Source organism: Quyinboa mangrovi, from assembly GCF_042219825.1.
Lineage (GTDB): Bacteria > Bacteroidota > Bacteroidia > Bacteroidales > UBA5342 > JBHJHP01.
In genome coordinates this window covers 279,888-292,093 of record NZ_JBHJHQ010000006.1, presented here as the reverse complement: position 1 = coordinate 292,093, position 12,206 = coordinate 279,888, and the positions used below count along the sequence as shown (strand labels likewise).

Annotated in this window: 8 protein-coding genes; 2 read left to right on the top strand and 6 right to left on the bottom strand. The window is 37.5% G+C overall.

All coding sequences use genetic code 11. The features are described from left to right. Positions 1–52 precede the first annotated feature (52 nt). Positions 53–1,651, top strand: coding sequence for a hypothetical protein (locus ACE1ET_RS14500; RefSeq protein WP_375729140.1), 1,599 nt, complete (start codon positions 53–55; stop codon positions 1,649–1,651). A 15-nt stretch (positions 1,652–1,666) separates the two neighbouring features. On the opposite strand, the gene ACE1ET_RS14495 is transcribed toward ACE1ET_RS14500, so the two are convergent. From ACE1ET_RS14495 to ACE1ET_RS14485, 3 genes are all read right to left on the bottom strand, one after another. Next, complete coding sequence (locus ACE1ET_RS14495) at positions 1,667–4,087, bottom strand: DUF5916 domain-containing protein (protein WP_375729139.1); 2,421 nt, start codon at positions 4,085–4,087, stop codon at positions 1,667–1,669. 73 nt (positions 4,088–4,160) lie between these two features. Beyond that, positions 4,161–5,150: a tRNA dihydrouridine synthase gene (locus ACE1ET_RS14490; RefSeq protein ID WP_375729138.1), complete on the bottom strand. Its 990-nt coding sequence runs from the start codon at positions 5,148–5,150 to the stop codon at positions 4,161–4,163. A 71-nt stretch (positions 5,151–5,221) separates the two neighbouring features. After that, positions 5,222–6,127 carry a helix-turn-helix transcriptional regulator gene (locus ACE1ET_RS14485; RefSeq protein WP_375729137.1) on the bottom strand — a complete coding sequence of 302 codons (906 nt, stop codon included), beginning with the start codon at positions 6,125–6,127 and terminating at the stop codon, positions 5,222–5,224. Positions 6,128–6,250: 123 nt separating this feature from the next. On the opposite strand from ACE1ET_RS14485, the gene ACE1ET_RS14480 reads away from it, so the two are divergent. Next, positions 6,251–6,949, top strand: a complete 699-nt coding sequence (locus tag ACE1ET_RS14480) for a hypothetical protein (protein WP_375729136.1) — start codon at positions 6,251–6,253, stop codon at positions 6,947–6,949. 10 nt (positions 6,950–6,959) lie between these two features. Here ACE1ET_RS14480 and ACE1ET_RS14475 read toward each other — a convergent pair whose 3' ends face one another. The 3 genes from ACE1ET_RS14475 to ACE1ET_RS14465 form a co-directional block, all read right to left on the bottom strand. Next, a complete protein-coding gene (locus tag ACE1ET_RS14475; protein ID WP_375729135.1) occupies positions 6,960–8,057 on the bottom strand; it encodes a fatty acid desaturase family protein in 1,098 nt (365 codons plus the stop codon). Positions 8,058–8,231: 174 nt separating this feature from the next. Next, a complete protein-coding gene (locus ACE1ET_RS14470) occupies positions 8,232–10,196 on the bottom strand; it encodes a hypothetical protein (RefSeq protein WP_375729134.1) in 1,965 nt (654 codons plus the stop codon). A 3-nt stretch (positions 10,197–10,199) separates the two neighbouring features. Beyond that, positions 10,200–12,038 carry a DUF3857 domain-containing protein gene (locus ACE1ET_RS14465; RefSeq protein WP_375729133.1) on the bottom strand — a complete coding sequence of 613 codons (1,839 nt, stop codon included), beginning with the start codon at positions 12,036–12,038 and terminating at the stop codon, positions 10,200–10,202. Positions 12,039–12,206 lie beyond the last annotated feature (168 nt).

Here is a 12,206-nt window from a genome sequence, read left to right as displayed (position 1 = left end):
TTTCTTTAAATTGGCGTAAATTTATACCTGTTTTACTCCAAATGCTTGCAAAATGAACGCTTCAGTTATAAAAAAAATTGAACTGACTCTCGTTGGTTTTATGGGAATTCTGCTATTGCCTTCCTGCGAGAAAGAAAAGTCCGGATTGCCGGCAGCTGAAATAACCGAGGAAAATATTGAAGGTATTTTAGAAGAAGGATTTAATCAATATGAAGATCTGATAACAACAGAATCTCCTGAAACGGCAAAGCGAGCGACACTAGATAAACTCGTAAAATCTGACTATGTTACGTCCGGTAAAGTTATTGATCAGGGCATTTTTATTACCTTCAGTGATGGCACACAAGGTGGAATTTTAACTGACGGCGAAGATGGTCCTGAATATGATAAAATTCCTGAAACTCCCGAACGGGAAACAAGTGTAAAATCCTCAAAAATTCAAAATCAATCTCCCCCATTAATTACTAAAACAATTTTCCTAAACCCGCATTATTACGAACGAAAAAAATTCGCTGACTGGCTTATTAATAAATATAAATCTTATTTTCCCATTGCCGGTTACGAGGAACCTGAAGTTTACTTAAATGAAAAATGTACACTTGATAAATTCGCATCACTCGGCGATTATGGCATTATTCACATCTATTCCCATGGAATTAAAATATCAGAAGATACGGTATTATTACTTACAGGAGAACCAATAAATTCAGCCTCCACCACAAAATATTCCGATGAAATAAAATCAAAAACCGTGTTCCGCTTTAGATTAAGGACAGCCAAAAATGTTTATGTTGTCAGCCCAGATTTCATTAAGAAAAATAATAATTTTAAAGATGAAAACAAGCTCGTTTATGGTGGATTTTGCTACAGCTTTTTAGGTGGATGGCCTCAAATGTTTTACGATAATTACAAGGGTGGATATTTCGGTTTCAATAATTCGGTTTATACCGATAAAAATGTTAAATGGGCTGAAGATTTGTTGTATAGGCTTTCATACCCGTATAATTTTGAACCTGAAACTGCCATGACGTGGAGATATAATACTTCATTAGGAAGTTCCTATATAAACAATGAAAATGAAGACGTGAGTATAAAATATATGGGGCTGAATGATTTGACATTATGGCAATGGGAAACAGCTCTGTGGGAACACAAGTTTTACAGGTTCACAGTTAAAGTTGACGCTACAATACAAACAAACAATGGAGCTGTAATTTTAAAAAATGATACCATTATTCATCAGTGTACAGGACAGGGAACATTTTCCGGGAATATCTATTCAGGGGCAAGTTTACAGTGGAGTACCAATAAAGAATCTTATGGTGGTCATTTGACATTTAATATTGATCCCATTACATTTAACATCACAAATTTTACAATAAGCGATACGACAGGTTACAGTTTATGGGGAATTACTGAAACCGATATTATGAAATGTAATCTTTCAGAACTTCCCTATTCAAGCAGCGCCGATCCGTTTGTAGATGGTGCTTACTTTCTATTAATCGGAGATGCAATAAATGATAATTTAAGTTTCTTATCCGATTATCTGTATCAAAATGTGAACGGCAAAGAAAAAACTGAAACGCTCATAAATTTTTCGGTAGATGAAAACAGTGAAATCCGATTTGAACTCCTATGGTCAAAATAGCCAATGTTTTGCAACTTATTTTTTTGCTAAGGAGTTATAATCAATATAATAAAGCACTTTTAGTGAGATACTATTGGTTTGAGAAAGGCTCAGCGTATGATCAAGATTTGAAAAATAACTTTTCATCAAATCATCACATACATCCAGCGAATTCAGCTTCCATGCCAGAGACATTTCACTTCCGGGGGCAAATACCCAACGAAGCGACATATCAATATTAAAGACATTAAAATTGACATCTTCATTATTGGAATAAGATGGATCGGCAGAAAGAGAACCATCAGGATTGAGTAGATAGTAATCCAGATATTTTGCGCATGACCAGTAATGCCGGGCTCTGAAACGCATGGACAGTTTATTATTGAACGCGTAGGAAGCCGACAGTGCATTTGTTATCTCCGCCACATCGCGCCGCCCAAACCAGACAGACATCTCATCTTCGCTTTGATCTACATACCCCCTGTCATTCCAGACATTGTTCACCTCCATTTCATATTCCAGGTTCAGCCTTTTACCGGCTTTTAAATTAACACCTGCGTCATACCCCATCTCCTTTTTATCGCATTTTATGTACCTGCTATTACTTATACTGCCCCAAAAAGTGAATGTTTTCCGGTTATCGGTTCTTAGAAACAGGTTGAACCAGGCATGTCCCGCTTCGGTAAAATAGCGACCATCACCCCTTGGTTCATAATAATCGTTGTGCTTAAAATTATAACCGGTATTCCATTCCATGTAATAGTAATTCTTAAACTGCTCAGAATTGTAAATGCCCCATTCATTTCCTGCCGGCACAAAGGGGTCATAAATTCTGGAATGAAAATACCATGTTTGGGTAAACATTTCGCGAAAAATCCAGAATGGCTCAATAATATTTCGTTGTAGCATGAGCTCGGTATGCACTTCATTGTTGCGGCGCAGATAGCCCAAGTCATTAGGATTAAAGGTGTCATCAATCACCTTCTGCAACAGGGTATACTGCCATTTTCCACTGTTTTTCTCAAGCTGTAACTTCGCTTTGAAACCAGTTTGTGTTTTTCCGTCTTCAAGTCGGTTGCTTACCGCTGCTGATCCCTGTACCGCATAGGTTTTACTTTTATCACGGATAAGGAACTGTGTGCCGCTGACATTGGCGTAAAACGGATTTCCCCACATGGATACATTGGTATTGATAAAACTGACGTACGAATTGTTTTTTAGCGACTGATCCAAAACAATCACATTGTAATTCGTGAAAGGCTGAACACGGGTTTTTCTTGTATCTCCTGTTAACGTATCCCGGATTTCTGCATCAGATGGCAACGACATGGCATTCAGAACACCTATGGCCAAACCTTTGGGTGAACGTCCGGTTATTTTGGTGGCATTTACAAGTTGTGTTTCGGTGGCTAAAGAATTTACAACTTCGTTTTCTTTCAATATATCTTCTGCCTTATATCCAAAGATCGGGGCTGATCCGATTCTGCGGGAATAAAAAATATCGGCCCGCTGAAACAGTTCGGTTCCTTCGTTAAAAAACTGACGCCGCTCATCAAAATAAAGCTCATAAGGAGATAGATTCAGCTCCTGATCATCAGACTGCACCTGTCCGAAATCCGGAATAACCATCATATCCAGCGTATGACTTTCACTTAAACCGTATTTCAGATCAAGGCCACCTTTGTACAAAAAATGGGGCTTTTCTGATCCTGAAAATTCGAGATAGGTTGCGGCATACGGGGAAAAGGATAATCTCACAGGTGGCTTAATATCTTTTATACCACCTAACCTGCCCTGCTGATGAATAAATCCGCTGACATTTCTATTCACAAAATTCCATGAGTTATTGGAGTCGAATCGCCGGATTCGTCTGAACATGTTCATGCCCCAGTCGGCCGTATTATGTTCAGGAAACCGCAAAGCCGAATATGGTATTTTCATTTCCACAATCCATCCCTTATCCGTAATCCTTGTTTTACTCTCCCATACGGCATCCCAGCTTCCGTCCTCATTGTCATGTTCTTTTTTAATGGCTTTAATATCAGTTTGTACACCGGCCGGATTTATAAAAAATCCATAAGCCAGTTGTCCCTGGTTATACGGATCAAGATACACACCAAAATAATCCGACATACCAATGTTATCGCGTTCCGTCACGTAATTGTAAATACTGTCCGGCGCCGAATCATACAACATGGCACCAAGATAAACTGCAGTCTGATCATAAAAGAACCACACCTTTGTGGGTTGCATGGCAGGCTTGCCGTTAAGCGGCATGAGTTGAAGAAAGTCAGTTGCAGGCACGTCTTGTTTGTAACAATCCTCATCCAGAACCGCATCAATTTTTAAAGGCTTTTCAATTAAAAGCGCCTCCACTCTTTTACTTGTATCAACCGGATTTGCAGCATATGACAATGCCAAAAAAAATAAGAAAATTAGGATAAGTAGTTTTTTCATTGCAGTGTGTTCATATGTAAATACGTACACCCAATGAAATTGTTACAGAAATAACGCAAAATCTTATTTATACTTACTTACTCAATAATGGAAGCATGATTTTTCTGACTTCATCAGGTTCATTACAAACCATTAACTGTGCCCGCAAATCAGAAGCATTATCAAAGCCGTTAGCATAAATTTTAAAGAACCGTTTCAGAATATTAAAGTTTCTTTTCCCCTGCCAGACCGCTTCATAAAGGTCAACATGTTTCAGCAGTACCTCTAGTTTTTCAGTTTTGGAAATATCAGTTTTGGATGGATTGAAAAACCATGGATTATGAAAAATACCACGCCCAATCATAATACCGTCAGTGCCAAAGGTCTTGCAGTATTCTTCGCCCTGTTCATAACTCCAGACATCACCGTTTCCAAGGAAAGGAATATCAGGCACCAACTGATTTCTGACCTCCACGCCTTTTGCCACTTCGTTCCAGTCCGCCGGTTTTTCCGACATCATTTTTTGTGTGCGGCCATGCAAGGTTATGGCTGCCGGCTTCACCTCGCAAAGTTGCGTGATCCAGCGCTCCGTTTCATGCTGCCGGATTCCGGTTCTTGTTTTCACGCTCACCGGAAGATGGGTGGCTTCTTTTGCAGCCAAAACTATCTCCTGAGCTCTTGTCGGTTGATCAATAAGCGCTGAACAGGCACCATTCTTCACCACATTTTTTACAGGACACCCCATATTGATATCGATCCCGTCAAAGTTGTAATGCTCCGTGATATATTTCGTGACCCGGTTAAATAATTCCGGTTCTTTACCCCAGATCTGTGCCACGAGTTTTACACCACTTTTTTTCAACCACTGTCGTTCGCTGTCAGTGACCACCAGTCGTTCGGCAACCCTCTCCCGTCCAACAGGATGGTTCATACCGTCTACAGATGTAAACTCAGTAAAAAGAATATGCAGTTTTCCCGGTTCGGAAATACGCATAACCAGCTCGCGGAAAGCTGTATCGGTTACGTCTTCCATTGGAGCCAGTGCAAAAACCGGTTTTGTTATGTCTTTCCAGAAATTATTCACGGGATGCAAAAATACGGTTTCAGGTCATTATCAACAACTAAAATACAGAATGGTTTGAAGCACAAACTATTTCATTGTTTTTCGTCGTTAAAAAGTTTGACCAGTTGCGTCCGGTTCTTAACACCAAGCTTCTGATAAATCCTTGAATTATGATCTTTTACGGTCTGTAGTGTAACGAACAATTTATCTGCTATCTGCTGATTGGTAAGCCCGTTCCGTATTTCCCAAATCACTTCCCGTTCACGTTGGGTTACACCAAACTTAATGAAAATCCTCTCAGAAGATGTCCCTGAAACTTCCGGTTCAACCCTAATATTTAAACCATAGTAAACGGCTACTGTAAAACTTGTCATTACCAGAAAAAAGAACAAGTTAACGACAGATACAATTAACAGATCACTGAATATAAAAACCAGAAATAGATTGCTTATAGCCACCAATGTATAACCGGCAGCATTAATTATACGCAAATTGAAATGAATACATTTACAGAAAAATAAGAGTGACAAGGAAGTCCAAAGCGCAAATAATGCAATTAATACCTGGTTAATCTGGACCGTATTTTGGAAAAAATCATAGTGATACACATAGTAATGCGCACCGGTAAGACTTAAAATTAGCAGAACACCTATGAGCAACTTTAACGTACCTATTTTAATCTCCGAATTGCTGAATATCCAATAAACCAACAAAATAAAACCTGCAAACATAAACGGAATTCCCAGTGCCTGATTCACATTTTGAATAATATCATAGTCGTTTGCGTAATTTGTTTCCGGTAAAATGATCCGGATAAATAGCCTTCCCCACAATACATAAAATCCGAACGTATATAACAGCACCATCGCATAATGTATCTGTCTGAAGTCAGCATTCTCATGTTTTTGTTTCAGCCGGAATAGCAAAAGTACTCCCGTAACCGATAAAGCAGCACAGAACACAAACAATAACCATATGATCAGCAACTCATAATTCATTGATGAGCTAAAAGTATGTAAGATATTACAATTGAGCACACTACTAAAGTAGTTTTTTTGTAAATCACTACTTTGGTCGTTAAAACTCAAACATAATTTAGCCTAAGTTTGAAATAAAAAATCATGGAAATTATAGATTATAAATCGTACTACCCTTCTGTTTCCTTTAGCTTATCAAAAGGATGGGAAAAAATGCTCCAATACTTTCTGCCGCTGTTTCTGGTCTCTATCATAATTATGCTGATTGACGGACCGGTAAATGCATCAGCCAAACATGAAAACTGGAACATTCCGTTTATCATAGAATTCTTTGGAATAATTGTGGGAACAGTCTACTTTTTTCTGCTCAGGCCTGCATTTCATTACAGCGCCGACTATATATATATTCAGGCCATAAGAGATGGTGAAGTTGAAATCAGAGACATTGTTAGGGGGTTCGACCGGTACTGGAATGTTGTTCTGGCTAACCTGCTAAAAACAATGCTGGTAGGAATGGCAACAATTTTGCTGATTATCCCGGGGATTGTTGTAGCGTGCCGGCTTGCTTTTGTATCCTATCTTGTGATGGATAAAAATATGGATGCCATCGAAGCTGTTGAAACCAGCTGGAAACTTACCCGTGGATTTGGATGGCGCATTTTCGGGCTTGCCTTCCTATCTGTTTTCATCATCATTTTCGGACTTATTATGCTTATAGTTGGTGTATTTCCGGCTTCTATTTGGGTTAGTGCTGCTTTTGCCACCATGTATCAGGGTGCATTAAACCAGCATCCGGAACTGTTTCCCGAGGAATATGATTTTGAAAATCAACTGATTGTGTAAAAACATTAGTTCAGGCAGACATGTTTTTACCAAGCTGTCTAAGCATCAAAAAATGGCTGTAAACGGCTTTAAGGAAGCTGGACTGAACATGATACGGGAGTTGGTATTTACGGGTTGTTTTTTTCACTATTTCTGACAGATTTTTATAATGCACATGGCTTACTGTTGGGAACAAATGATGTACAACCTGAAAATTTAACCCTCCTATTAACCAACTAAATACTTTGCTGTTCGGTGCATAATCAGTTGTTGTCATCAACTGATGAACAGCCCAACTGTTCTCAATATTGCCACTATCATCAGGTAACGGAAACGATGATGTCGGCATCACATGTGCAGTTTGAAAAATGATAGTAAGTGAAAATCCGGCCACAATGTGCATAACCAAAAATCCAATAAAAACCCAGTACCAGGCAAAAGGAATTAGTATAATCGGTAAAGCCAATGCAATACCATAATACAGTATTTTTGAAACGATCAGGTCCCTGTATAGTTTTGAATATGATTTATTACTCTTTACAAAGAGCTCATTATCTCTCCAGTTCCATAGCTGCTGGAAATCTTTTACTGTGATCCATGATATTGTCATCAGGGTATAGAAAAACCATGCATACCATTGCTGAATTCTGTGAATTTTATGATGTGGCTGGTTCGGTGAAAAGCGCAGATAACCGGTTGTATGTATATCTCCGTCAAAACCATCAATATTAGTATAACCATGATGTAACGTATTATGTTGAAATTTCCAGGTTGCCGGAAATCCACCCAACAGGTACAGGGAATTTCCTAAGAATGCATTGATTTTCTGATTTTTAGAATATGTTCTATGATTGGCATCATGCATCAGAACCATACCTAATCCGGCCATTCCTATTCCCATAACTCCCCAGAACAATAACATTAACCAGACGGAAGTAATTAGTCCTGAAAGCATTAAGACAAACGGAACGACATAGAGAACCATCATTAAAACCGATTTAATTTTAATCCCTGTATTTCCAAATTTTGAAATATTTCTGTTTTTAAAATACTCATTTACCTGTGATCGCAAATCATCAATAAAATCTGTTTTAGTATGATTTGCATAATTAATTCTGTTGTTACTCATAAAAAATGATGTGTTAGTTTAAAACCTAACAAAAACTTATATCCTAAAAAAAATGTGAAGTTTTGCTCTGTCCACAACTATAACACACCAAAACGCAGCATGTTTTGTGAAATGAATTATTTTATCAATAAATAACCTAATTTATTTTTAATGAACCAGGTTTTAAACGAAGTATTATACCTCTGACTTTTTCAACACAATATTTTCATTCGCTTTTTCAAGAATAAGCTCATAATATGACTTTAACTTTTTATAATCCTGTGCAGGATACTCTTTATCCTTAAACTTATAAGACAGTAAAACGATAAGTTCGTTTTGATTATTACCTTCCTCTATACGGTATTCAAGCTCAAACAAATCATTATCTACCTTTTTATTCAAAGGTTTAAAATCGATAACATAGCCATCCGGAATTTTCATCGTTGTATGAAACTCATTTTTACTGATTTTCACCATATCAATCGGCAGTTTGCGTTCTTTCTGTTTAAAGGGATTATCAGAACCCGCAAACGATAGAAATGGCGCCACATAAAGTTTATCATTTAGCCGGGTAAGTTCTATTTCGCTTTTAAAAGCTGCAAGATAAGGCTTGTTTCTGTCCTTTGCATTTTTTATAAATACAACGGAATCAATTTCGTCCCCCAGTAAATCTTTATAATACGATTTTAATTTATCTTCGTTTCCTCCGATTTTTCTTCTCAGATTCAGTGCTTCATATTCTGATGCAATAACCATTATCTCAGCCGTTGCCTTTTCAAGTTCAACATTCAGTGTGATATTTCTGCGGTAGTCTGACTCAATTTTTGTATTCAGGTTGATCCATTCAACTGGTCCACGTTTTACAATTAACCCTCTGTCGTTCAGACAGCGTTCAGGAATACGCCTGTCATCACAGAGATAATCGGCTCCATCAGTCAGGTACGAGTGTTCGCCATCTTTTACATAAATAATCTGATAGTTAAAGAAATCTGCAAACGGGTATTTATGTTGTATTTTACCATGCTCCCTTGTGCTTAACAAAACCGGATATGCCTCAAATCCGGCAGCCCTGAGTAATCCGGTCAGGAACAGGTTTATTTCAGCGATGGTTCCTCTTTTTTCCTTAGTCAAATCCTTTACTGATTTTGAAACCCCGTCACTGGTAAAACCATCCCAGCTGTAACCTGATTTTACGTAATCAACGATGTACTCAAACTTTTCTTCATTTGGCATGGCCAGCACCTTATCCATGTCCAGAATTTTTGGTGCTGATTTCTCACATTTCTTAATGAACTTACCAAAATTCGGACTTTTTTCATACTCCTCTACCATAGATTCCCAGGTGGTCATGATATCCTGCGTTCCACCCTGTAGCTGATGTATTTTGGCCAGCTGAAAATCAAGTGATAGAATATAATCATTTTTGGATGTAATAAATGATTCATCGCGGAATGCAGGGACATTTTTCATTCCGACCCGAAAAATATTATCCTTAAACTTAAGACCGGCAAAATAACGTTCTGTGGATGATACCTTATTTTCATACACATCAAAAGAAGATGCACCTTTTAAAATATACACATATTCATAAAAAGGGATCATCCGTGTAACATATTCACTGTAAATGGTTGGTATCTCAGACTGAAATTCCCAGTCTCTTAAATAAAATATACGCGGTGAATAAATATCATATGAATATTCTATGACCGATCCTTTTCTGACGTCCGGAATAACAAATTTGTACTTAACATAGTATTCGTTAACCTTTTCAATCTGTACATCCTTTTTATCCAGTTCGGTTTTAACCAGCTGGTCTCCATCCAACCGGAATGAAGCAGCTTTTATCTGTTCTACAGTTTCATAAATATCCCGTGTCCGATATATGAGTATTTCCACCTCTGCATAATCCAGGCCGGCATCATCAAGAATCTTAATTCTGGTTTGCCGCGAGAAACGAATGATAAACCCCTGACCGTCTTCATGGATAAACGCAGACTCCCCAAGATCAAAAATTGTTACAGCCTCAGCATCCGGGTCGTTATCGTATGTTGTCATTTTTAATTCAGACATACTTACACTTCCCATTTCCATAATAATCTTTTCAGCATGCAATGTCAGTGCTGTTAAGGCCACAAGTGTTAAAAGGATAATTTTTTTCATTTCTTATTGTTTAAGCTTAAATACTAAAAAATTCTTTTTCTCAAATTGCCGAATTGAATCCATAAACGCATAAAACTCCGGATAAATATCCAAAGGATAATTTCCTGCATAAAGTTTATAATTACGAACGATTAGTACCCGGTCCTTCATCGGGACGAATTCATACATGAACGCACCATAAGGCGAACTAATGTTAAAATCGTCATTTTCCATCCCCAGTTCATAACCTTCAGGATAAAAATAATAAACAGAGTCAATTTTATAAAAGGGGTAGTCAATCTGAAGAGGAAACTTTCGCTCCTTCGGTTCCTCCATTTCTGGAATATATATTTTAAATTGCCTGACAAGCAATTCATCGTTGCTTTTTATTACCGCTTTCTTAGAGGAGCTTTTGTACGAAATTTCAACATGTTTATATTCTTTATCAACAGGCTTCAGAGAATAGCTTTCAAGCATATATCCTTCATCTGCAAGATTATCAAATATCAACTCCTCCACATCCTTATCTGTAAGATTAGTGTTCATATTATCGAACATTTCAAACATTCGTCCCTTATATTTTGAGGTAAAATCCGCCAATAACATCGATGAATTAATTTCTACGTTTCCAATTCGGGTCTCCAATACATCTTTAGGTTCAAATGCAGGTGTTTTAACAAAATGACTATTGGATCCATCCACAACAAATACCCAGCGGTTTTGGGTAAATGAACCAAGATAATTGTAAGGCCCCTTACTGGTACAGTCAAGCCACACAGTATCGTGCTGCATTGGAATAAAAAGTATAATATGGTTAAACTGCTGAGCTACAAAGTTACGGTCTACCGGCCTTACTTTACTTCCTGCATATACCTTGGTATAAAAGGATTTGATACCGGCAAATTCCAATGCACTTTTAAAATAGTTGGTCAGGGCTTTACAATCGCCGTAACCGTTTTCACAAACATAAGAGGCACTGTTTGGTAAAAGTCCGCCAGTAGCCAGAGAGATGTTCACATAACGTTTTGTCTTCTGCATATCAGCATATAAAACTCTTATTTTTTCTTCATCACTACTACACTTATCTGTCAAACGCTTAATCTTCATCTGTTCTTCATAAGTGAGTTTATTCAATCCATCAAGCAGACTGCTTTGCCATTCTCCATAGGCTTCCCAACTGGTACTTTTTCCATCTTCAACAAAGTGAAAGGCATCCGGCACAATGCGAACACTCGGAAAAATACTGAACTGATGCGGTGTAAAGTATTCATAACTGACCGGCAGATAACTGGCTTCCCATCTTAAATGTTTCTGTTTTCCATCCGATTCAAAAAGTGAGTCAGAAACATGCTGAGCCTTATAATGTACGGGAAAATCCGCCGGGATATATACATCCAGACTGGCCGATAATGTGGCAACCTCATCGTCCATTACCGGCGACCACCACTCCAGATAGACATATGATTTACTATCCGTTTCATACTCATATTCAATAATATACGGATAATTATTATGCTTTATCGGACACAATTTGAGATAGTCATCCTCAAAAAAAGAAAAATCAGAAATATCGCTTTGCACATAAAAATCCTTGTTTGAAAACTTTTTCAGAATATTTCCATTGCTATCTTTCAGATATGCATAATTAATTGAAGCTCTGTTGGTTTCTGAATAGGGTATGCCGATTACGCTGTAGTCATCACCGGAGCGGTTCATAATCATTATTTTAATATGATTTGTAACTTTTTTCCTGCTCCCTTTCACTTCCACTTTTGTGGAATAATTCAATAATACGGCGTTCGATTCTGAAGCAGTCAATTCTATAGATAGCAACAAACAAACAGTGAGTAATATATATTTCATTCAACAGACAATTAAAACTGAACTAAAATAGTTATTCTATCAGAAATTAAAAAATTTTAACATAGTACATGCAACCAAAACTCTCTATATAGATTCATTAAAAAGATCAAACTCTAACTTTCATAAAGTTACGTAGTTATGTTTCCCTAATCAAATTAATAAGTATAT